Source organism: Streptomyces blastmyceticus (assembly GCF_039521185.1).
In the GTDB taxonomy this organism is placed as follows: domain Bacteria; phylum Actinomycetota; class Actinomycetes; order Streptomycetales; family Streptomycetaceae; genus Streptomyces; species Streptomyces blastmyceticus.
This window is the reverse complement of record NZ_BAAABW010000013.1, coordinates 340,417-362,957: the sequence shown is the minus strand read 5'-3', so window position 1 is coordinate 362,957 and position 22,541 is coordinate 340,417. Positions and strand designations below refer to the sequence as shown.

16 protein-coding genes and 2 pseudogenes are annotated in these 22,541 nt (G+C 69.8%); 10 read left to right on the top strand and 8 right to left on the bottom strand.

Annotation, left to right across the window (positions count from 1 at the left end; translation table 11 throughout):
• Positions 1-11 precede the first annotated feature (11 nt).
• Positions 12-1,628 carry an AMP-binding protein gene (locus ABD269_RS11795; protein ID WP_344117748.1) on the top strand — a complete coding sequence of 539 codons (1,617 nt, stop codon included), beginning with the start codon at positions 12-14 and terminating at the stop codon, positions 1,626-1,628.
• Here ABD269_RS11795 and ABD269_RS11790 read toward each other — a convergent pair.
• Positions 1,589-2,923 carry a hypothetical protein gene (locus tag ABD269_RS11790; protein WP_344117747.1) on the bottom strand — a complete coding sequence of 445 codons (1,335 nt, stop codon included), beginning with the start codon at positions 2,921-2,923 and terminating at the stop codon, positions 1,589-1,591. The two genes, ABD269_RS11795 and ABD269_RS11790, sit on opposite strands and share 40 nt — an antisense overlap.
• A 475-nt stretch (positions 2,924-3,398) precedes the next feature.
• Here ABD269_RS11790 and ABD269_RS11785 point away from each other — a divergent pair.
• From ABD269_RS11785 to ABD269_RS11770, 4 genes and pseudogenes are all read left to right on the top strand, one after another.
• A pseudogene (locus ABD269_RS11785) lies at positions 3,399-3,617 on the top strand (helix-turn-helix domain-containing protein); the annotation flags it as partial.
• Positions 3,618-4,541: 924 nt separating this feature from the next.
• The gene (locus ABD269_RS11780) at positions 4,542-4,985 is read left to right on the top strand and encodes a hypothetical protein (protein WP_344117746.1); all 444 of its coding nucleotides are present in this window, start codon (positions 4,542-4,544) and stop codon (positions 4,983-4,985) included.
• 3 nt (positions 4,986-4,988) lie between these two features.
• On the top strand, positions 4,989-5,351 hold the full coding sequence (locus ABD269_RS11775; protein WP_344117889.1) for a tetratricopeptide repeat protein: 363 nt from the start codon (positions 4,989-4,991) through the stop codon (positions 5,349-5,351).
• A 1,037-nt stretch (positions 5,352-6,388) separates the two neighbouring features.
• A complete protein-coding gene (locus ABD269_RS11770) occupies positions 6,389-6,601 on the top strand; it encodes a helix-turn-helix transcriptional regulator (protein WP_344117745.1) in 213 nt (70 codons plus the stop codon).
• 55 nt (positions 6,602-6,656) lie between these two features.
• Here ABD269_RS11770 and ABD269_RS11765 read toward each other — a convergent pair whose 3' ends face one another.
• Positions 6,657-9,257, bottom strand: coding sequence for an MMPL family transporter (locus ABD269_RS11765; RefSeq protein WP_344117744.1), 2,601 nt, complete (start codon positions 9,255-9,257; stop codon positions 6,657-6,659).
• Positions 9,258-9,482: 225 nt separating this feature from the next.
• Between ABD269_RS11765 and ABD269_RS11760 the strand changes: the two genes are divergently transcribed.
• Positions 9,483-10,382, top strand: coding sequence for an acyl-CoA thioesterase (locus ABD269_RS11760; RefSeq protein ID WP_344117743.1), 900 nt, complete (start codon positions 9,483-9,485; stop codon positions 10,380-10,382).
• Between the two features lie 20 nt (positions 10,383-10,402).
• On the opposite strand, the gene fabG is transcribed toward ABD269_RS11760, so the two are convergent.
• The 3 genes from fabG to ABD269_RS11745 all read right to left on the bottom strand — a co-directional run bounded on the left by fabG (position 10,403) and on the right by ABD269_RS11745 (position 16,623).
• Positions 10,403-11,164 carry a 3-oxoacyl-ACP reductase FabG gene (gene fabG / locus ABD269_RS11755; RefSeq protein ID WP_344117742.1) on the bottom strand — a complete coding sequence of 254 codons (762 nt, stop codon included), beginning with the start codon at positions 11,162-11,164 and terminating at the stop codon, positions 10,403-10,405.
• Entirely contained in the window at positions 11,154-12,611 is a 1,458-nt protein-coding gene (locus tag ABD269_RS11750; RefSeq protein WP_344117741.1) for a coproporphyrinogen-III oxidase family protein, read from the bottom strand. The genes fabG and ABD269_RS11750 overlap by 11 nt, the downstream gene beginning before the upstream one ends.
• Before the next feature lie 67 nt (positions 12,612-12,678).
• Positions 12,679-16,623, bottom strand: a complete 3,945-nt coding sequence (locus ABD269_RS11745; RefSeq protein ID WP_344117740.1) for a type I polyketide synthase — start codon at positions 16,621-16,623, stop codon at positions 12,679-12,681.
• 695 nt (positions 16,624-17,318) lie between these two features.
• On the opposite strand from ABD269_RS11745, the gene ABD269_RS11740 reads away from it, so the two are divergent.
• Positions 17,319-18,620, top strand: coding sequence for a YncE family protein (locus ABD269_RS11740; RefSeq protein ID WP_344117739.1), 1,302 nt, complete (start codon positions 17,319-17,321; stop codon positions 18,618-18,620).
• A gap of 330 nt (positions 18,621-18,950) precedes the next feature.
• The gene (locus ABD269_RS11735; RefSeq protein ID WP_344117738.1) at positions 18,951-19,154 is read left to right on the top strand and encodes a hypothetical protein; all 204 of its coding nucleotides are present in this window, start codon (positions 18,951-18,953) and stop codon (positions 19,152-19,154) included.
• Positions 19,155-19,497: 343 nt separating this feature from the next.
• Here ABD269_RS11735 and ABD269_RS11730 read toward each other — a convergent pair whose 3' ends face one another.
• A complete protein-coding gene (locus ABD269_RS11730; RefSeq protein WP_344117737.1) occupies positions 19,498-19,899 on the bottom strand; it encodes a winged helix-turn-helix transcriptional regulator in 402 nt (133 codons plus the stop codon).
• 91 nt (positions 19,900-19,990) lie between these two features.
• Between ABD269_RS11730 and ABD269_RS11725 the strand changes: the two genes are divergently transcribed.
• The gene (locus ABD269_RS11725; protein ID WP_344117736.1) at positions 19,991-20,851 is read left to right on the top strand and encodes an SDR family oxidoreductase; all 861 of its coding nucleotides are present in this window, start codon (positions 19,991-19,993) and stop codon (positions 20,849-20,851) included.
• Positions 20,852-21,014: 163 nt separating this feature from the next.
• Here the strand turns inward: ABD269_RS11725 and ABD269_RS11720 are convergent, their stop codons facing one another.
• The gene (locus ABD269_RS11720; protein ID WP_344117735.1) at positions 21,015-21,503 is read right to left on the bottom strand and encodes a hypothetical protein; all 489 of its coding nucleotides are present in this window, start codon (positions 21,501-21,503) and stop codon (positions 21,015-21,017) included.
• 56 nt (positions 21,504-21,559) lie between these two features.
• On the opposite strand from ABD269_RS11720, the gene ABD269_RS11715 reads away from it, so the two are divergent.
• The gene (locus tag ABD269_RS11715) at positions 21,560-21,799 is read left to right on the top strand and encodes a hypothetical protein (protein ID WP_344117734.1); all 240 of its coding nucleotides are present in this window, start codon (positions 21,560-21,562) and stop codon (positions 21,797-21,799) included.
• 5 nt (positions 21,800-21,804) lie between these two features.
• On the opposite strand, the pseudogene ABD269_RS11710 reads toward ABD269_RS11715, so the two are convergent.
• Positions 21,805-22,208 (bottom strand): annotated as a pseudogene (locus ABD269_RS11710) (transposase); the annotation flags it as partial.
• Positions 22,209-22,541 lie beyond the last annotated feature (333 nt).

Below are 22,541 nucleotides of genomic sequence, written 5' to 3'. Positions count from 1 at the left end.
GAATTCAGTCGATGGGAAAGGGGCGGTCCATAGGCCTCTCAGGCGATGTGACAGGGCTCAGCTATGCCGCCTGGTTGGTGGATGAGGAATTCCCCCGTTATGGGACCCGTGAGGCTGTGGTTCACGGGGATCACCGCATGACCTATGGAGAATTGGGAGAGACGATCCGGCGCATTGCCACGGTGTTCCGGTCGCTCGGTGTGGAGCCGGGAGCCACGGTGGCGCTGGCCAGTGGCAATCGGGCTGAGGCGGTGTGCGTGCCCTTCGCCGCGCATCTGGTGGGGGCACGGTTTCTGCCGATGCCCGCGGACCGGGGACCTGCCGAGTACGCGAGCATCGCGGCGAACGCTCCCGCCGACGTACTGATCGTGGACGATCGGATCTCGGAACCGTGCGCGGAAGCGGTGACGGCCGCGTTTGCCGGGGCGCGGTTGTGGTCGCTGGGGTCCGGGGGGCCGGCGCAGGACCTGATGACCGCTGCCCGGCAGGCGCGCTCGGTCGCCGACTCGGGGTGGGTGGGGGCTGAGCAGGTGGAAAGCGTGCTGTGCTCCGGAGGGACCACGGGGCTGACCAAGTGCATCCTGCACCGGCACCGCCTGTATCGGACGATCCTGGCCCATCCGTTCCTGTCCGAGCCGGTACGACTGCTGGTGACCAGTCAGATCGCCCATGTCGGGGGCCTGTACGCGCTGACCAGCCTGGCCCAGGGCAGCACAATCGTGCTGCTGGACCACTTCACACCGGAGGCCGTGGTCGAGGCGCTGGCATACGAGCGGATCACAGCGATGATGCTGATGCCCCCGACGTTGTACCGGCTGCTCGACCACCCCGCGCTGGCCGACGTGGACTGCTCGCGGCTGCGTCGGATCATGTACGGGGCCAGCCCGATCACTCCGGACCGGGCTCAGCAGGCCCTCGACCGGTTCGGGCCGGTGCTGTGGCAGCTCTATGGCATGACCGAGGCGTTCGGCATCACCGCGCTGGGCTCACCCGACCACGTCGTCGACGGAGGCAGGCTGTTGCGTTCGGTCGGGCTCCCCTTCCCCGACATGGAAGCAAGTGTCCGCGACGAACAAGGGCTGCCCCTGTCGCCGGGACAGGTCGGGGAGATCTGCGCCAGGGGGCCCCGTGTCATGGAGCGCTACCTCAATCAGCCTCAGGCCACCGCCGCCGCGTTCCACCCGGACGGCTGGCTGCGCACCGGCGACCTGGGGTACCGGGACGAGGAGGGCTACTTCTACCTCATGGACCGCCGCAATGACGTGATCATTACCGGGGAGGCGGGGTCCACCGTGTACTCCCCGCTGGTGGAGAACGCTCTCACCAGCCACCCTGCGGTGCGGGCTGCTGCGGTGATCCCGGTCCCTCACGCACTCTACGGCCAGGCCGTGCACGCCGTCGTCGTCACCGCCCCCGGGGCCCGTGTCCACCCCGACGAGCTGCGCAGGTGCGTGCTGGCCGAGCTGGAGCGCCCTGTCTTCCTCCCCGAGAGTTTCGAGTTCGTCGACGCGTTGCCGCTGACGCCCATCGGCAAGGTGGACAAGACCGCCCTGCGCGCCCCGTACTGGGCGGGGCACCCCAGCCTTCTTCATGGGGCCACCACAGCGGAGACCGGCGGGACCGAGTGATCGGCGGCACGACAGCTGAACGCGACGGTGGCCCGGGTGGCGGTGTCCGTGCTGTATCCGATGATGCCGCTGCCCGTGGCGGGCTGTGCACGGACGGCGTTGCCCCCATACCCGTACGGGGTGACGAACAGGCCCCATACGGGCACCCAGTCCTCGGTCGCTCCCGTCTCGGGATCGACCACCGGCTCCACGCAGGGGACGATCCTCCGCTGGACGGTGTGTCCCTGACCGGCGTGGCGGCGCAGGGCGTCGGCCCACTGCTGCTCCGAACAGGCCCACCCTGCGACGATTCCCGCGCCCGCGAATCCCCGGCACGGCTTGAGGACAAGGTGCTCGCGCTCGGCAACACACCGGTCGACCAGTGCTGTGGTCAGCAGCCTGGTCCACGGCAGGATGCGGTCCGTCAGCCGACGCTCCCGCGCGGAGAGCACGGCGTCGCACCTCGGATCCGACAGCAGCGCGAGGGCGCCCTTGTTGGAGAGCAGGGTGCTCTCCAGACCGGTCCACAGGGTCGCGTTCCCCGCCCAGTGGGCACGCATGATCGTATCGAGGCGGTCTTCGTACCCGACTGTGTCGTCGACAGCGAAGTGGCGCAGCACCACGTCGACCCGGGCAGGTCCGACGAGCAGGCGCCCACCGCTGCCCCGTACGTCGCCGAGCTCGCCGAGGACCACCTCCAGCCCGTGGCCCCGCAGCACCTCGACGGTGGGGGCCAGCGGCCGCCGGTAACGAGCGAGAGCCCCCGGGGCGAACACCAGTGCCACCACGGGGGACGGGCGTGGCGCCACAGCCCGCAGCGTCTTCGCAACCTCCTCACCGGTGCGCACGTGGCCCAGCGAGTGCTGCTCGGCGAACCGGGCGAAGGACTCCACCGCCAAAAGCGGGCGCACCAGTTCGCCCAGCTCGATCCCGCCCACTCCCCCGCCGACGTTGAACTCCAGCAGGGAAAAGCCATGCCCGTCGCGGTAGAGGTCCGCCCGGCCGAACCGGGCCGTCGGCCGCCCCGACGAAAAACACCGCAGCAAAGGGGCGAGACGCGGCTCGCCGCCCAACGCCGCCCAGTACGCCTCGACATCGCCGTCGAAGAGGCGGTCGGGCAGCGAGGCCAGGATGTCGAACAAGGACAGCAGGTCATCCGCTGTCGCCCGAAGTACCGATTCCTCGATGAACAGCGGCCGGGCCAGCAGCCGTGCATCACGCAAGGACACCGGCAGCCTGGCCTCGGCCACTGCCTGGCCCAGCCCACGCCCGTCTTTGCGACACTGCTCCACATAACACGCGGTCACCTCGTTCATGGACCTCTTCTTCCCCCGCACAGGCGTCCGGCAGCCCCGACGTCTCCACATCCGACTGCCACGGTGGCACCGTCCGCATCGCGTCACCTCCGTTGTGCAGCGCGCTGACGGGCCCCATCAGAGAGGAACCCGGCTGAGCCAGTGCAGATCGGCACCCACATGGCTTACAGCGAGTGGGTGACCACGCTGTCGGAGGATGAACCGGCCCTGGGCCTCCGTTCCCGCCGGAGGAGCGGGGGCTTACCCAGAAGAGTGGCTTGAGCAGTTCGATCTCCCTGCTTGATCTTCAATCTCTGCCTGGTCGCTGCCGATGGCCCGCTCACAGAACCCGCCCTGACGGATGCCCCGCCCGGCGCCGGCACACGACAGCCTCCGCGACGGCCAGGCCGACGCACCACACGGACACATCGCGCCCGGGCTCGGGCAACAGGCCGACGTGGTTGTAGTGGCGAACGGTGCAACGGGGTGGACCGCGATCCATCGCAGGGAGGGAACGGAAGCCGATGAGCCTCGTCAGTTCGAATACGCCCTGGTCGTTGCCGAGGAAGGCTCGGTGACGGCGGCGGAGCTGCTGCACGTCGCGCAACTGTCGGTATCCCAGCAGATCCGCGGCCTGGAACGGGAATTCGGCGTGGAACTGTTCACCCGCACGCCGACCGGACTGGTGTCCCTTCTCGTTCGGTCTTACCTCCGCGCTACGCGCTGACCTGCGGAGAGACAAAGTGCGGTGAGATTCTGACGCCCCGTCATCTCACTTGACACTGTCGGCCAACTGCGTTTCCGCGTGCGATGCCCGTCGATCGGCAGCGCGCTGACCTGGGCTGTCTCACTTGACCTTGTTCCCAGTGCGCCAACCGAACAAGGTCAAGTGAGACAGAGGGAAGATCTCACGAGAAGGGACATCAAGCGCTTGAGGCCGGAACTTCCGCACGTCCGGGCGCGGGCCGCACACCGGGCACGGTCAGTCGTCCTCCCCGCGCCACGCCCGCTTGAGGCGTTCCCACAACCCCGGCCGACGCTCGGGCCCCAGGGCCGGTTGCGGCGGGGCGGGCGGCTGGTGGGGAAGGTCGTCGCTGCTCATGGTGCTCCCTCGGTCGTGGCAATGCGGCCATGATTGCGAAGCCGGAGCACAGCCGGTAGGGAGAACTGGTGACCGACCGAACCCCGGGAACGGTACGGCCTGCACCACCAGCCACGAACTGCACATCGCCGTCGACCGGGCCCTTACCGGTCGGCCCCGGATGCCTGACGCCGGGACCTTAGCCGACTGGATGCTCTGGCGACCTACGACGACGATGAGACTTCCGCTATCCGTGCGGCCTTCTCCTGGTCCTACCGCAATCTTGCTCCCGGCCCGGCCCGCGCCTTCCGCCTGCTGGGCCTTCCGCTCGGGTCGGACATCAGCCTCAAGGGCGCCGACGCCCTGATCGACCAGTCGGTACCGAAGACACTGCGTATCCTGTCGGGCCTCGTCAGCGCGAACCTCCTGGAGATCGCCGCCAACAACCGCTACCGCTTTCACGATCTGATCCGGGACTACGCGCGCGAGTGCGGCTGGGCCGAGGACACCGAGGAGGAGCGCGCCCAGGCACTTCGCCGCCTCTTCCGCTTCTACCTTGTGACGGGATATCAGGTCGGCGTCACCCTCGGCACACGGCGCGGCGAGGCCCCGTTCACGATCGCCGAGGATGAGCTTCCGCCGGCCGACCGCATGGTGTCCGTCAATTCACGTGCGACGGCCGTCGCCTGGTGCGAGGACGAGTTCGAGAATCTGCGCGCGGCGTGTGAGCAGGCGGCCGAGAGTGGAGACCCGTCGATCGCCTGGAAGCTGCCCGCGGCCCTCAGGTCCTTTTTCCAGCTCAGCCGCCCCACGGTGGACTGGGTGACAGTCAGCGAACGGGCGCTGGCCGTCGCCGAAGCCCTGCAGGACGAACGCGCCCAACTGGTGGCCGTCCGCGATCTCACTTCGGCAAACCATTACTCGGGCAGGTACGCCGCATCGTACGAGTACGGTATGCGGGCCCTGGAACTGAGCCAGCGTCTGCGGGTGGACGAGGGCTGATGTCTGAACGCCGTCGGTGCCTCACTCATCCCCCTGCGCCGCTTCGGCGAAGCCGTGGAGTACCTTCAGCCCGCGCTGAGCAAGGGCCGCCGGTCCAACGATCTATGGCTTATCGCCCACACGCTGGAGAACCTGGGTCTGGCCTTCTCGAGGCTGGGCCAGCCCGAGAAGGCCGTCGCGTCACTCGATGAGGCGCTGTCGATCTTCCGGATGCTCGCCTACCCCTTCGGACAGGCCCTCGTGCTGGACAGGCTGGCTGCCGCCCACCTCTCCGCAGAACGGTTCAACAAAGCCATCGAAGCAGGTCTGGAGGCAACGGCCCTCCACGCGGCGGTGGGCAACCAGCTCGGCGAGGCCTCGGCCTGAGGACCCTCGCCAGCTCCTTCGCATCCCTCGGGCGGCACCAGGAGGCCAGGAGTCACCGCCTGCGCGCGCTGCGCATTCTTGAGGAACTCGGGCATCCTGAGGCCGAACTACTGCGAGACGAACCGGAACGACAGGAGCCGCCGGAGCAGTGAGCCCCAGCGGGCGGATCAGGACGACGGCCGGACGATGTCAAGGCTCAGCTCGCCAACTGACTCGCTAATTCGCCAGCTGAAGCGCTTAAAACTCCTACCGGTTCTTCGTTGATCTGGGGTGTGGTGCCCTCGAGGTCAACGTCGAGGAGCAGGAGGGCGTCCATACGCATGCGCCCCAGCCGGATCAAGCCCGGGCCGCGCAGTGGAGGACGGCCCTCGCGGATGCCTGGCGGGCCGATCCGGCGATACGCGTGCGCGAAATCGAAGGGTTCTGCGATTCACCAGCCGCCCTCAAAGGTCAGTCCCTCATCGATGCCGACCTGGCCTGGGACCCGTTACCGAGGGTGGCCTACGACGGCAGCGTGGCCCTCATCCCGCCTGAGCTGGCCGGGTTCACCGATCCACGGTTCGGGGACTTCACCACCGGCAACGTCCTGCGCACCCCTCTCGACGTGCTGCTTGCCGAGGCTACGCCCCGCACGGCGTGGCTGGCCGAGTTCCAGCACGGCGCCGAATCCTGCCGAGAGGCTCGCGGTGCGGTGCCGGACCAGGGCCATCGCCGCAGCGTCCCACGACGCCACGCCCCGGGTACAGAGCGCAGGTGCACCTGCGCTGAAGGCGGGCGCGGGGCCGATGAGACGGATGTTCCTGGCGGGTCTCCGGTTGGTGCGGTGGAGATCTCGTTCCCGAGTTCACCCCCCCCGCGATCATGGCCTGCGAGTGCGGGATCCTGTCGCCGAGCTGCTTCTGCGTCAGGCCGGCCGCCCTTCCATACCCGGCTGGTCACCAGCACGGTGAACACGGTGCCCGAGGCACCGTGTGACCCCTGCCCTTCCTGTAAAGCGAGCTTGACAGCCGCTGATGGGTGACAAGTAAGCTTTACACGTGCGAAACAGCGTCAGGGAACTGCGGTCGTCACGAGGGCTCTCCCAGGGCCAGTTGGGCGCAGCCCTCGGAGTCTCACGGCAAACGATCAACGCCATCGAAACCGGGCGGTACACACCCTCCCTGCCACTCGCCCTGTCCATGGCCAAGTTCTTCAAGGTCAGCGTTGAGGAGATGTTCCATGCCGACCAAAGCCCAGCAGAAAACCAGTAACACAGCCAGGCGGACGGTCCCCCGCCTCTTCCTCGGCGTCGGAGTCGGCTGCCTCTCAGCCGCAACCGCCGGCGGAAGCCTCGCTCTCGGTCTGGTGATATTCGGGTTCCTGGCGGCCTGCAGCCTTGCCTTGGCCCTGCTCGGACGCCGGAGCGAGACCTACCGGGGCCTCACCGAAGATCCCGACGAGCGCTTCGCCCGGATCGGAGGACGAGCCTGGGCCGGCACCGGCGTCGTGCTGACCGTGGGGAATCTCTGCGCCTTCATCGGCGAACTGGCATCCGGACGAAGCGGCGATCCCTACTACTGGTTCGTGGCCACCGCCGCCATCAGCTACATCGCGTTCGTCGCCTTCTTCTCCCGGCATACCTGAGAAGTCATCCCCTCGAACAGCTTCGCCCTCGCCCGTCAGCACCGAACCGGCACCGCTCAGCCCCCGGCATCCTCGCGCAGCCCGACACGGTCGTGCAGACGGCGCAGCGGCCCGGGGGGCCCACCAGTTGGCCCGTCCGGCCAGCCGCATGAAAGAGGGCACGAGTACAGCGCGGACCAGTGTCGCGTCCAGTACCACCGCCAGTGCGAGGCCGACGCCGAGCAGCTTCAGCAGCGTCACCCCGGAGATGGCGAAGACGAACAGCACAGCGGCGACGAGGACCGCCGCGGCCGTGATGATCCGGCCGGTGTGCTGAAGGCCGAAGGCCACCGACTCCGTGTTGTCGCCGGTTCGCAGGTAGCGTTCACGGATCCGGGAGAGGAGGAACACCTCGTAGTCCATGGAGAGGCCGAAGGCCACGCAGAAGGTCAGGATGGGGATGGTCGCGTCCAGGGTGCCGGTGTGCAGCGGGCTGCCCACGAGGAACGACAGGTGGCCCTCCTGAAAGACGAACACCATCGCCCCGAACGTGGCACTGAGACTGAAGGTGTTGAGCGCCAGGGCCTTCGCCGGCATCAGGACGCTCCCGGTGAACAGGAAGAGCAGCACCAGGGAGGATCCCACGACGATGCCGATGGCTGCCGGAGTGGCCCGGGCGATGGCCGACGTGCTGTCCTCGACCTCGGCGGCCTGTCCGCCCACTGACACCGTGGCCCCGTCCGGCGGTGCCACCTTCCTCAGCCGGCCGACGAGTCGGGTGGCGGCGGACGAGTCCTGCTCGGCCGACGAGGCCACGGAGAGCAGTGCGCTGTCGCCGTCCACCAGCGCGGCACTGGCCGGGCCCGGCCCCTGGACCTGGCGACCGGCGGCATAGGTGCCGGGCACCGCGGTGACCTGGCGGACGCCGCGCACCGCGGACAGGGCGCGGGCGTAGGGTTCCAGCGCCTGGGGCCGGTCGCGCCCCACGCCCTGCACCACCACGGGGACGGTGCGCAGCACGTCGGCGTCGAACCGGTTGCGCAGCAGTTGCGTGGCGCGGTGCACCTGGGAGTCGGCGGGCAGTGAGCGGTCGTCGAACAGGCCGGGGGAAGTCCGGGTGAACGGGGACGCGAGGACGGCCAGCACCACCACCGCGCCGCCCCCGTAGAGCACCGGACGACGCATCACCGCCATGGCGAACCGGTACCAGCGGCCGTTCTCGGGTGCCGCCGGGCCTGCCGTACCGGAGGCGGCCCGCCGCGCCGGACCGCGCAGCCGGGCGAGGACGTCGTAGCGGTTGACCCGGTGGCCCAGGACGGCCAGCAGCGCGGGCAGGACGAAGACCGCCCCTGCCGCGGCGGAGAGCACCACCGCGATGCCGCCGTAGGCGAAGGACCGCAGGAAGAACTGGGGGAAGACCAGCAGGGCGGCCATGGACAGGGCCACCGTCAGCCCGGAGAACGCGACCGTCCGTCCGGCCCTGCGCACCGTGGGTCCCAGGGCTTCTTGCACCGTCGCGCCGCCGCGCAGCTCCTCCCGGAAGCGGGCGAGGATGAACAGGCTGTAGTCGATGCCGAGGCCGAGCCCGAGCGCGGTGGTGGAGTTCATCGAGTACACCGAGATCGGCACGGCGCCCGCCAGGGCGTTGAGCACGGCCCGGCTCACCAGGACCGACAGCAGCGCGATGACCAGTGGCAGGGCGGCGGCCACCGCGCTGCCGAAAATCAGCAGGAGGAGGACGAGGGTGATCGGTGTGGCGATCGCCTCGGCGAGCAGCAGGTCGTGTGTGGTGTGCTTGCCGATCTCGGACTGCACCTGCGCAGGGCCGGCCGCCATGACCGTCAGCTGCTCCGCATGCCGCCGGAGGTCCGGCACCAGCCGCTCGGCGGTCTTCGCCCGGGCGTCCTCATCACCGCGCAGGGAGAGCGACATCAGCCCGATGGAGCCGTCGCGGGAGCGCAGCGAGGGCGCGCGCCCCGCCGTCCAGTACGAGGTGGCCGCCTGCACACCCGGGGCCTGCGAGGCGCGCCGGGTCAGGGTGGTGCCGAGGGAGGTCATCGTCGGTGAGTCGACCGGGCTCGTGCCGCGCAGCAGCAGCACCAGGTCGTCGCCTGCGGAGGGGAAGTGCTCGGCCACCAGACGTTCGGCACGGGAGGACTGTGCGTGGGGATCGGAGAACCCGCCGTGGAGCAGCCGGTGCTCCACGCCCAGACCGCCGATCGCGGCCAGGACGAGGGCGAGCGCGCTCACCCACAGTACGGCGGCGCGCCGACGGTACAGCGCCGCGCTGAGGCGGTCGGGCATGACGGGACCTCCCCGGTCGAGCGGTCTGCCGAGGCGCGGGCCTGCGGTCGTACGGCGTGGTCGTGTTCACAGTGATTTTTCACCAGGCGTGGTTCCGAGGTACCGCACAGGCCCGCGTCCTGCCGTCGGCAACTCGGCTGCTCCTTCCGGTCGTTTCGGTTGAGGGCCGGATCCGCGGTGGCGATACTGTCTCCCGTGCGGTGACGCCGAGGTGAAGTGGGGTCCATGGACCAGGAACGCGCACTGCCGGACCTGCTCGGCCTGCTCGATCCCGACCCCGCGCCGGACCGGGGTGACGGGGAGCATTACCTCGGGCGCCCGCCCCTGGAGCAGTCCGCCCCGGTGTACGGAGGGCACTTGGCCGCCCAGGCGCTGGCCGCAGCCGGCCGCACGGTGGCCGCCGGGCTGCCCATGCACTCGGTGCACTGTTTCTTCCTGCGTCCCGCCCTGCCGGCCGTGCCCTTCGACTACCGGGTCGAGCGGGTGAGGGACAGCTCCTCCTTCGCCACCCGGCAGGTTCACGCGACCCAGCGCGGCCGGGAGGTGTTCGCCCTGACCGCCTCCTTCCACCGCCCCGAGCCGGGCCTGGGCCACCAGGACCCGATGCCGCCCGCCCCGGGCCCGAAGGGCCTGCCGGCCTACGAGGAGCGGCTGGCCAAGGCGTTCGGCGAGGTGATGCAGCCTCTCGGGAAACCGTACGAGCTGCGCTTCGTCGGCCCGTTGAGCTTCGACGCGGAGAAGGACCCGGCGCTGGTGTCCTCGCGAACCCAAGTGTGGGTGCGCGCCAAGGTCGAACTGCCGACCGGGGCGAGTGCCGACCGCGAACGCCTGCTCCACGCCTGCCTGCTGGTGTATGTCTGTGACGTCACCATGCTGGAGACCGTCCTGGTCCGGCACGGCGTTTCGTGGTTCCACGTCAGCGGCCGGAGCGTCGACTACACCGTATGGATCCATCACCCCTTCCGCGTGGACGACTGGCTGCTCTGTGCCCTGGAGAGCCCGGTGGCCTCCGGAGGGCGGGGACTGGTCCTGGGCCGGGTCTTCACCCGCGACGGGGTGCTGGTGGCCACCCTGGCCCAGGAGGGCCTGATCCGGGTGAGCAGCGGCCACGGGGGCACCGGCTGAGGGCTTCGTACGCCGCACAGCTACACGACCAGGCCGCCGGAGACCTCGATGGCCTGCCCGGTGATGTAGCGGGCCCGGTCGGACGCGAGGAAGCACACCAGGTGTGCCACATCCTCGGGGGAGCCGAACGCGTGCCCGGGAATCAAGGACTTGAGGAACTCGGCCTTGTCCTGCGGTATCGCCGCCGTCATGTCCGTGGCGATCAGCCCCGGAGCGACGGCGTTGACGGTGACGCCCCGGGCACCGATCTCCTTGGCCAGCGCCTTGGTGAAACCGATGACCCCCGCCTTCGCGGCCGAGTAGGCCGTCTGGCCGGGAATGCCGTGCAGCCCGGACGAGGAGCTGATGTTGATGATGGCGCCGCCGCGCTGCTTCACCAGGGGCATCAGCAGCGGCTTGGTGACGGTGTACATGCTGTCGAGGTTGGTGGCGATGACCTCGTGCCACTGCTGCGGGCCCATGCGGGCGAACAGGGTGTCACGGGTGACGCCGGCGTTGTTGACGAGGACGTCGAAACGGTCCAGGTGCCCCAGGGCCGCGGTCGCGAAGCGCCCGGCCTCCCCGGCGTCGGCGACCTGGGCGTACAGCGGGACGCAGGCCCGGCCGGGGTGGGCGGCGCTCAGCTCCTCGGCCAGGGCGCGGGCCCGTTTCTCGTCGCTGTGGTAGCCGAAGACGACGTCGGCGCCCTGCGCCAGCGCCAGCCGCACCACCGCGGCGCCGATGCCCCGCGACCCGCCGGTGACGATGCAGCCGCGCCCCGCCAGGGGGAGGTCATCCGCCACTGCCCACCCCGGGCACCGGCAGCGTCGTCACGCCCGTCACGGCGGGTCGGCGCGCCTCCTTCTTGCGCTGTGCCGCCTCCTCGCGCAGCTCGCGGTAGCGCTCCTCGGCGATCAGGGAGGAGATCATGGGGGCGTAGAACGCGCCGTCGCCGACCAGCCTGATCCACTCCGGGGTGATCTCCGCGAGGCCCCGCTCGGCCAGGGCGTCCCAGACGGTGGCGAACTTCTCGTAGATGTCCAGGCCCAGGGCGGCGCGGTACCGGGTCCGGTCGATCTCCGTGCTGATGAGGCTGCGGAAGAGCACCGTGAGCAGAAAGTCCTCGGGGGCGTGCCGAAAGCCCCGCTCGACCGGGAACTGGCCCTCGTCGATCGCCGCCTTGTACCGGGGCAGGCTGCGGTGGTTGATGAACGACCATGAACGGCCGGGCGCGAGCGCGGGGTCGTTGAAGAAGCTGATCGCCGCGTAGCCGAGCCCAAGGTTGTCCATGTGTTCGAAGCGGGTGGTGCTGTAGCCCTCGCGGAAGCCCCGGGCCGCGGGGTCGCCCGGGCGGCGGAAGTTGTACGTCGACAGCTGTCGGTAGCCGTGCTCGAGCAGGAAGTCCCGCCCCGCCCGGTACAGCTCCAGGTTGGCCAGGGTGCTGGGCAGCTCGTGGTAGCGGTTGAGCGCGAAGTCGGTCGGGCCGCCGACGTTCAGCTCGTAGTGCGTGATGTCGTAGACCTCCCAGGAGACCAGGGTCTCAAGGTCCTCCAGCAGGGTGTCCACGGTCTGCTGGGGCCAGCCGAAGATGAGGTCGACGTTGACGGACAGGCCGAACTCGCGGGCCCACTCCAGGCTCTGGATGACGTGCTTGGTCGTCTGCTTGCGCCCGCTGAGGCTGTTGAGCCGTTCGTTGACCTGCTGGACGCCCATGCTGATCCGGTTCATCCCGGAGCCGGCGATCGCCTCCATCTTCTCCCGCGTGAAGAGCTGGGGGATGCCCTCCAGGGTGAGGTCCGCCTCCCGCGAGATCTCGGGGAAGAGACGGCGCACCATGTCCATGATCCGGTGGTAGACAGGGGCCTTGTAGAGGTTCGAGGTGCCCCCGCCGAAGTACGCCCCGGTCAGGACGGTGCCCTCCATCTGCTCCCGGTACATCTCGGCTTCGCGCTCCACGTAGCCGTAGTAGTTCTCCAGGGCGGCGTTGCCCTGGAACTCCTCGACGGGGAACAGGCAGTAACCGCACTTGCCCGGGTCGGTCTTGATGCAGTACGGCACGCCGATGTACAGGAACACCGGGGAACTGCCGTACATTTCGCGCAGTCGGCGGCGGTCCTCGTCGAGCTCGTCGAGCGGCACGGACAGCTCGTTCCAGTACCGCGGTGACGGGAAACTGTGCTGGATCTTGTTGACCTGGCGCTCGCCGAGATGGCTGTCGAGGTAGCTGTTGACGAAGTCGGGGCTCAACACGGTTGCGGGCACTTCCCCTCTGGGTGGGATCTGCCGGGTGGTCCGCCGGGCGTGGCGGGGAGAGGTTTCAGGAGTCCGTCCGGGCGCCGGCCGGCTCCGCCAGGATCACCCGCTGGAGGAGGTACTCCGCCAGTTCGTCGATGCTCTGGTACTCCAGTGCCTCCATCGCCTGGAAGCGGAAGTCGAGCTTCTCCTGGATGCGCCGCTGGAGTTCGGTGATGCTCAGGGAGTCCAGGCCGATCTCCAGCAGGGCCAGGGAGGGGTCGAGATGATCGAGGTCGACCTCCAGCTCGGCCGACATCCGCCCGAGGGTGTCGGCGATCTCGTCGGTGAGCCAGCCGATGACCGCCTGCCGCCGCTCCCCCACCGGCAAGGCCTCGACGCGCTCCCGCAGCTCCTGCCGCGAGCCGCCGTCCTCCCGGGAGCGGGGGCCGGCCGGTGGGGCCGGGACCGCCGAGGTGTCGGTCAGCGAGGCGACACGCCGGAACTCCACGTCCTCCAGCTCCGCGAGAACGCTCCCGGCATCGTCCAGGACGCGCAGCCGGGCCGTGAACGCGCTCCCGCCGCCCTCGGGCCGCAGCAGCCGGACATGGCCCCAGACCTGGTCGGGCAACGGGCCGCACAGCACCATGCGGCCGACACCGACCGGGATGAAGGTGCCCCGGACCGCACCGCCACGCGCCGCCGCGGCCGTCAGGTGCAGACAGCCGTCGAGCATGGTGGCGAACCGGTGCTCATGGCCCACGCGCGACGCCCCGTCGGGAGCCGCCGTGATCCGGCCCAGCGCCTGGCCGCCCGCCTCGTCCAGCCACACCTCGCGGACGGTGGAGAAACTCGCGCCGTACTCCATGCCGTCCTCCCGCAGCAGCCCGTAGAGCCGCCCCGGTGCGAGAGCCGTGGGCATCGCCGCACGCAGCTCCTCCGGACGCGTGCCCGACCTGCCCTGCCGCGGGGCCGGGCCGACCCTCCCCCGGCAGTACCGGGGCGCGCCGTCCGCCCCGGCCACGGTGAACCGGAAGCGGCCCTCCGCCGCGGGCCCGTCGCCCTCCAGGTCCACCTGGAGGGCGCTGCTCCTGGCGGGGGCCAGCAGCAGCGGGCGGACGAAGCCGACGTCGGCCAGCTCGACCGGCGCGGAGCCGTGGCCGTTGACCGAGGCGTAGGCGTTCACGGCCAGGTCCAGATAGCCGGTGGCCGGGAAGACCGTCGAGCCGAGGATGCGGTGGTCCGCCCACGGCGTGCCCGGCCGCACCTCCTGCCGGTGGACGGACCGGGCGGCGGGCCGCGGCCCCTCCAGGGCCGCCGGTGGTGTGAACTCCCGGCGCGGGGACAGCTGTTCCGGCTCGCCGCGCCCAATGTCCGGCTCGGGCATCACCCAGTAGCGGTCCTTTCGGAAGGGGTACTGCGGGGCGGACGGGGTACGGCGGTGGCGCGGGCCCCGGTAGAGCGCGGGCAGGTCGACCGCGGCACCGGAGGTGAACAGGGCGCCCGCCGCGGCCAGGAGGTTGCGCACGTCGTGCCCGTCGCGCAGCAGCGTGGGGACCACCGTGACACCCGTGGTGCCGAACGCCTCGGGGATGTACGCCCGCAGGGCGGGGTGCGGACCGATCTCGACGACCACGGTGACGCCCAGGGCGGCCACCGCGCGCATCCCGTCGTGGAACCGGACCGGCCGGCGGACCTGCTGGCTCCAGTACTCCGGCCCCTCGGCCCCGGTCAGGGCCTCGCCCGTCACATTGGAGAGCACCGGCACCGCCGGCGCGGCCGGGCACAGCCCGGCGGCCGCCTTGCCCAGCTCGGGCAGGACCGCTTCCATCAGCGGCGAGTGGAAGGCGTGGGACGTACGCAGCCGGGCGGTCCGGACACCCGCGGCCCCGGCCAGGCGGGCCACCTCCTCCACGGCCTCCGTCCGGCCCGAGACGACCACGGCGTGCGGGCCGTTGACTGCGGCGACCGAGATGTCGGCCTCCCGCCCGGAGACCCACTCCTGCACGGTCTCCAGGTCCGCGGTGACGGCCAGCATCACCCCGTCGCGCGGCAGCTCGCCCATGAGCCGGCCGCGCAGCGCGCTGAAGCGGGCGGCGTCCTCCAGGGAGAGCATGCCGGCGACGCACGCGGCGGCGATCTCGCCGATGCTGTGCCCGATCACCGCGTCCGGGACGACTCCCCAGGAGCGCAGCTGGGCGGCGAGCGCGTACTCGACGGCGAACAGTGCCGACTGGGCCAGCTGCGTGTCGTCGAGCGCCTCCGCAGGCCCCTCCTCGAACAGCAGCCGGCGCAGCGGCACGGGCAGTTCGGCGGCGAGCACCTCGGCGCACCGGTCGACGGCGGCGGCGAAGACCGGCTCACTGCCGTACAGTTCGCGGGCCATACCCGGGTACTGCACGCCCTGCCCGCTGAAGACGAAGGCCGTCTTGGCGGGCCGGGCCGGATGCCCGCTGCTCACCGACGCGGGCGTCCGGCGGGTCCGCCACAGCCGCAGATCGCCCGCGATCCCGACGGCTCCCTTCCCGGTCACCGCGAGGCGGTGGCGGTGCGCGGCGCGCCCGGCGGCCGCGGTGAACACGGCCGCCGGCAGGGCCTCCTGGACGCTGCGCGACAGGTACTCCGCCCAGCGGCCGGCCAGAGCGTCCAGGCTTTCCGGGGACTTGGCCGACAGCACCAGCAGCTCGGCGGGGCGCGGCCGCACGGTGTCACCGGCGCTGTGCCGCGGCTGCGGTGCTTCCCGCAGGATCGCGTGGGCATTGATGCCGCTGTAGCCGAAGGAGTTGACGCCGGCCAGGCGCGGGACGTCCCCCCGGGGCCAGGGCACGGGCTCCGCGGGAATCTCCACCGCGGCACCGGTCAGGTCGATCCTGGGGTTCAGCCGGTCGAGGTGGATGCTGGGGTAGATGGTCTCGTGGTGCAGGGACAGGGCGGCCTTGACGACGCCGAGGAGCCCGGCGGCGGCCTCTGTGTGACCGAAGTTGCTCTTCCCCGACCCGACGTAGAGCGGGCGCTCCGCGGTGCGGCCGCGGCCGTAGGTGCCGGCGATGGCGTTCATCTCGATGGGATCCCCGACCGGGGTCCCGGTCCCGTGCGCCTCGACGTAGCCGACCTGGGCGGGGTCGACACCGGTGCGCGAGAGCACCGAGCGGATCACCTGCTCCTGGGTCCGGCCGTTGGGCGCGGTCAGTGCGGGGGTACGCCCGTCGTGGTTGACCGCAGTGCCGACGACGCTGGCCAGGATGGGGTCGCCGCGCTCCTCGGCGAACGACTGACGGCGCACCAGCGCGGCCACACAGCCCTCACTGCGGACGTAGCCGTCCGCCTTCGCGTCGAACGCCCGGCACTGCCCGCCGCGGGAGAACAGCCCCAGCTTGCAGAAGGAGATGTGCACATCGGGGGCGAGGATCAGATTGACCCCGGCGACGATGGCCGAGTCGCACTCGCCGGTGAGGATGGACTGCCGGGCCAGGTGCAGCGCGGTCAGCGACCCCGAGCAGGCGGTGTCGACCGCCAGACACGGCCCCTTCAGGTCGAGGAAGTGGGCGATGCGGCCGGCGCTGATGCTCATCTCGTCGGCCATCGTGTCGTAGGCCGTGAGGCTTGCGAGGCCCCCCAAGTCGCGCTTGAGGAGGGCGTAGTTGTTGTTGTTCATCATCGCCACGAAGACGCCGGTGCTGCTGCCCCTGATCTCGTCGGGGTCCTGCCCGGCGTGCTCCAGGGCGTGCCACACGGTCTGCAGGAGCACACGCTGCTGCGGATCCATGCGGACCGCCTCGGCATCCGAGATCCCGAAGAACGCCGCGTCGAAACGGTCGACTTCGTCGACGAAACCGCCGTGGCGGACGTAGGTCTTGCCTGCGGCCAGGGGATCGGGGTCGTAGAGCGCGTCCACGTCCCACCGGCTGGGCGGGATCTCCTCGACACAGTCCCGCCCTTCCCGCAGAACGGTGTGCATGTCCTCCAGCCCGTGCACTTTGCCGGGCAGCGTGCACCCGATTCCTACCAAGGCAATGGGCTCAGCATCCATGCCGACTTCTTCCTCCGGCGGGTGAGGGCGGCGCTGTCGTGCAGCCCGACACGGGGTCGCGGCCTGGGACAGCCATCAGTTGCGGAACATCACGCGAATGCGGTGCTGGGAAGCGCGAGCCTCGAACGAATTGCGGCTCTATACGTAGATGCTGACCGAAATATCCTCCGGCGCACCCTCGCAAGGCTAGGTGCGGACCAGGGAGGGAGCAAGGAGCTACAGGGGGCGGATCAGCAACTCTTGAAGGGCGCCGGCGGCGCCGCATTGCAGCAGGCATGCGCCTCTCACGGCGTGCACGGCGCGCGAGGTGGAGGGCGCGGACCTACCGGTCGAGCAGTTGCCCATTCGTGGATACCCGTGCGTACCCGATGAGGGCGCCGACCCGTGCGGCGGGAACGGGGGCGAGCACGGGAGGGCCGCCCAGAGCCAGCTCTTGAAGGCTTGGGTGGCTGGTCTCCCCGGGTCCTCTGAAGTGGGCGTTCTGCGAGCCTTCGCGCGGGTTCACCTTGCTGATCGGGGCATGACTGGTGTGGTGAGGAGTCGGTTTCCGGTCGGATGAGGCCGGGTGCCGGTTATGGGTGGATTGGCGATCTTCCTGGGTGGGCGGCGGGGTGGCTACGTTGCGAGGCAGGGGGGTGGCAGGGCGCGGGCGCATGGGGCGGCCGGGGCCGCTCGCCGTTCGGGAGGAACGTCGCGTGACGCAGTCGGGTGTGTCTCACTTCTACATCGCCTACCGGCAGACAGGGCCGGAGCCGGGCGGCATTGCGGTGCTGGATGCGGCCACCGGCCGGATCAGAACGACCCGGGCCCTGATGGGCAGCCGCGGCCTGGCCGCCCGGTCCGGCGGCACCGCCACAAAGCTGTACGCCCTGTCCGAGGGAGGCCACAACATCAGCGCGGTCGACACCCAAACCCTGGAGACGGACACCCTCTACTCCGACCAAGAGCAATCCTGGGCAACGGACGTAGCAGTGAACGCCGACGGCAGCCGTCTGTTTCTGGCCCAGGGCCTGGGCGTGCTCGAGGTGGACACGGCCTCGGGTAAGGAGGAGGAACACCCCGTCCCCCAGAAGCCCGTCTTCGCCTCCTGGGGGACCATCACGGCGTCCCCGGACGGCAAACGCCTCTACCTGGGCAGGCAGGGTCAAAATTCGAACCGGAAAGTGACGCCCTGCGTGCTGGCCATGGACGTCCCCGAGCGGGCCCAGGAAGGGACCAGCGCACAGGACGACAACGCGGAGGAGACCGATCCGGGTCCGGGGCAGGCGGTCGACATCGCCGCCCCCGCCGAGAAGTTCCACGGCATCCAGGTACTCCTCAGCGCCGACGGCGCCACCCTGTACGCGTTCGTGCCCCATCAGGCCGACCCGCTGGTCGCCATCGACACCGCCACCCTGACCGTCACCGCCCGCGCCCAGGGCCCCGCCCCGACCGCCCTCGCGCTGTCCCCGGACGGCACCCTCCTCTACGCCGTCCACGCCGACCGCGCAGGCAGCATCCTCAACGCCGCCGACCTCACCGAGACCGGCACCTTCCCCAGCACCCCGGACAAGGCCCCGGCCATCGCCGTCGCCCCCGACGGCACCGTGTGCATGGCCTACTCCGACCACACCTGCACCCTGATCGCCCCCGACGCGGCAGAGGCATTCGCTCCCGCCCGCCTGGCCGGCGCACCGCTGGCCGTGGTGACCGCCGCGGCCAGCGAAGCCGACCCCCAGCCCCAGCCCGAGTACGTCGGCCAGTACCGGCGCGATGCCATGCCCCGCCGGTACAACGAGTACTCCGGAGGGCACGGCATGTGGTCCACCGACACCACCTGCGAGCAGGGAACCTTCGTGCCCGCCTACGACAAGGGCTACGAGGGCCGCTACACCCTCACCGACGGCGTCGGCGTCTGGCGCAAGGGCGTCCTCGGCAGCGGCGAGAACAAGAAGTTCTACCGCATCCCCGCCTGGGACAACCTGATCGTCGACGGCGACGACGTCACCTGGCTCTAGGCGCCCCACACCATCCTGGCGGGCACAGCCTGAGAAGAACCGATTCCCAACAGCAACTCCAGAACACCAGCGGACCCCGGCCGCCGCGGCCGGGGTCTCTCCCCCCCCCCTCACGCAGCGCGCCTTCGACCCGAAAGCCGCCGGCGGGCTACTCGTCGGCTGATTCGCCGCTCGTAAACAGCGCTCCAAGATGCGCGACTGGACACGGTCTTTGTCTCAATGAGTGTTCTGCGGGACTTTTGTTCTGCGGCGGTAGACCTTGACCGTCTGCCATGCGGGCTCGACCGCTGCGCCGGACACTCCCGTGGCCTCTATTACGCTGTCGGTTTCATGGACCAGCTACCGGAGAGCGTGGATCAGGACATCCTGGAGAACCGGATCATCCTTGCTATCAAGACGATCCGGGAGGCGTCGGGCTGCACGCTTCACGGGGCGATCGACCTCTTCGCCCAGCGGTACGAGGAGCTCCGTCGTGATCGGCCAGCCGATTTCCAGATCAGCCGCGAAGAGTACGGCCGGGGCCTTTACTCCTGACCGGGTTTTCCAGGGTGGTTCGCCGGATTCCAAGATGAGTTGGGCTCTGGGGTGGCCCGTCCGGCCGGATCAGCCATGCTTCATCCGACAGCCCGTCCACGCCCATCAAGGCACCGCATCCACGGCCTGACGTGAAGCCCGGGAACCGGACAACCCGCCCTCAAGTACTGCGACTCACTGCGACTCCGCCGAGCACTCACAGAACACGCACTGAGAGCGGCTCAGCAGGAATGGGTGTGGCCGCGGACGCGAGGTTTTCGTACATACGGCGGTCCTGCCGGCGCCCTCGGCACCGCCGTGGTTCGGGTCACCACGTTCGCGAACCTGGCATGGGCCCGGCTGCTCACAAACTCTTCGACTCGTCGTACGCCGCGTGGGCTGTGAGCACCTGGTCCATCCGTCGCTTGGCCCAGCGCGCGAGGCCCGACACCTGCTCGGCGGCCTCCTTGCCGAGGTCGGTCAGGGAGTAGTCGACGCGGAGTGGTGGGGTCCCGGACTGGACGTCACGGCGTACGAAGCCATCGCGTTCCAGGGTCTGCAGGGTCTGGGTGAGTACCTTCTCGGTGACACCGCCGGTCGCGCGGCGCAGTTCGCTGAAGCGGTGCGGGCGGTCGAACAATGCGGCCAGAACCATGACGCCCCAGCGACTGGTGACGTGCTCGAGGATCAAGCGCGAGGGGCACTGTGCCAGCGCCTGGTTGGCATTTGGCTTGAACCGCTCGGGGTTCGACGGGCTCACGCTCATCGCAGTGCCTTACTTCAAAGTGGGTACTTTCCGGAAATTAATGCCCAATCTAGTGTGAATGGCGAGCCCAGAGAAAACGGAGATTCCAGACATGAGCCTCGTCGTCACCGGTGCCACCGGGAACCTCGGCCGCCTCGTCACAGAGGGCCTGCTCACAGCGCAGGTCCCGGCAGAGCAGATCGTGGCCGTCGTGCGCAGCAAGGAGAAAGGTGCCGTGTTCGCCGAGTGCGGTATCGAGCTGCGGATCGCGGACTACGCACAGCCCGAGACGCTCGCCGGCGCCTTCGCCGCAGGCGACCGGGTGCTACTGATCTCAGGCAACGACTGGGGAGCGCGCGTGGCTCAGCACCAGGCCGTGACCGACGCGGCGAAGGCGGCGGGGGTGGCCCTGCTCGCGTACACCGGCGTCCTCGGCGGCCCGGAGGCGGACTACCGCCTGGCCGACGACCACAAGGTGACCGAGCAGGCGATCCTCGCCTCCGGCCTGCCCTACACCTTCCTGCGCCACGGCTGGTACAACGAGAACCCCACCCTGAACCTCACCCCGATCATCGAGCGCGGCACGGTCGTGGGCAGCGCAGGCGACGGCCGCATCGCATCCGCATCGCGCGCCGACTTCGCCGCCGCGGCCGTCGCCGTACTGACCGGCCAGGGGCACGAGAACAAGGCGTACGAGCTCAACGGCGACACCGCGTGGAGCCACGCGGAGTACGCGGCCGAGCTGTCACGGCAGACCGGCAAGACCATCTCGTACCAGAACGTCCCCGCCGAGCAGCACCTGGCGATCCTCACCGGAGCGGGCGTGCCCGAGGCGAAGGCGGAAGTCCTCGTGGACGTTGGCGCGGCGATGTCGCGCGGACTGTTCGCCCGGCGCAGCGACGACCTGACCCGGCTCGTCGGGCGCCCGACGACCCCGCTGTCGGCCACGATCGAGGCTGCACTCGTCGGCTGATCCACCCCGGTGAAGCAGCCGTCGATCCCCGGCTGCGGCAGGCTCGACACCCCCTCACCCGTACGGCCTGGAGATCATTTCGTTAGGAGTTCGAGGAACCCCGACTTGCCCGGTCCTCGCCGCCGGAGGCGGTGTGACTGCCTCCGGCGGCGAGGTTTCGGGGCTATCGGGCGAGGCGGAGGTCCCAGCCGGGGACTTCGGTCTCCATATCGGGCACGAGAGTGGGCGTGTAGCCGTCAAGTCCGGGACGTGCGGCGCCTTCCCAGGCGGCGAGCCGGCCTCGCAGGACGATGAGGGAGTCGGCGGAGTCGGCGAGGATCGTTCCGTCCTCCTGGATCACGGCGGCGGCATGACGAGTGGAGTGCCCGAGGCCGGGAACGTCTTCGGCGAGCTCGGCGAGGGTGAGCCGTGAGCCGGTGGCGGCCAGCCACAGGCTGAGGCTGAACCAGTCGATGGCCTCGCCCTGGTACTGCTCGGTGTGGCCTGGGCCGAGGAGGCAGTCGAGGGTGGCGTGAGCGCCGGTGTTCTTCCAGTCCCTGGTCGCGCCGGGCGAGCGAGATCTACGAGGTGGCGGGGACGCGGTTCTCCCAGTCCACTCAGCGGGGCGGGACGACGAAGCTGGTGCGGGGGGTGCCCCTATGCGTTTAGGCAAGGGGCGACAGGTAGGTTCGTGTGTTCGGTAGTCGAGGCTGTGGCATGGAGGCGTGCATGGGTGATGGGCAAATAACGGTCACGCTGACTGCTGACGAGGCGTTGGTCCTGTCGGACTGGCTGGAGCGTCTACAGATGACGGACCTTTGCCGGGCGGTCGATGACGATGATCCGGCGGTGTGGGCGCCGATTCACAAGATCTCGGGGACGCTGGACAAGAGCCTTCCTGGCCTGTTCGCCGCTGACTACCATGAGCAGCTTGCAGCGGCCCGTCAGCGCCTTCGCCCGGAGAGCTGAACGGTTCATGATGCTGTTGTAGCGGCCCTGGGCTGGCAGGAGGTGCCGTCGCGGAGCATGGCGAAGAGGACGCCGGCCCGGCATCTGGCAAGGCAGCGGATGGCTTGGGCGTGATGCTTTCCCTGGGCGATCTTCTGACCGTAGTAGGCACGGGAGACCGGGTCGGCCAGCGCGACGAATGCTGAGAGGGAGAAGGCTCGTTTGAGTTGTTTGTTGCCTCTTCGGGAAGGTTGTTCGCCGCGGATCGATGATCCGGAACTGCGGGTTGCGGGGGCGAGACCGGCATAGGCGGCGAGGTGGGCGGCGCTCGGGAAGCTGCTGCCGTCGCCGACGTCGATGAGGATGCGGGCTCCGGTACGCCGATCCCCGGCATGGACGTCAGGGCCTTCGAAAGAAGGTGTGCTTCCAGGGGGATGCAATCTGAAGCGGGCCCGAAACGAGTCCGTGTGGAAATTGAATCGCGCGACAGGTACCGCATCATGTGGCCGGCCGGTGTGCGCCACGTGGATCTGACACAGCACTGCCTGAAGTCATTCGGGTTCTGCGACCGGCCGCGTGTGACGCACACGGCGAGGCAGCAGACGGTGGTCCTGGACGCGGCGCGGCCGCCCTTGGCCTGGTACCTGTATGCTCTGCCGATCCTCTGGGACTGGCACCGCAACGCGCACCTGGCGTTCGAGCACGCGCCGGGCCATTCCTGGGAGGGCGACGCCCTGGTCTGCGGGCTCGGCATCTGCCTGGC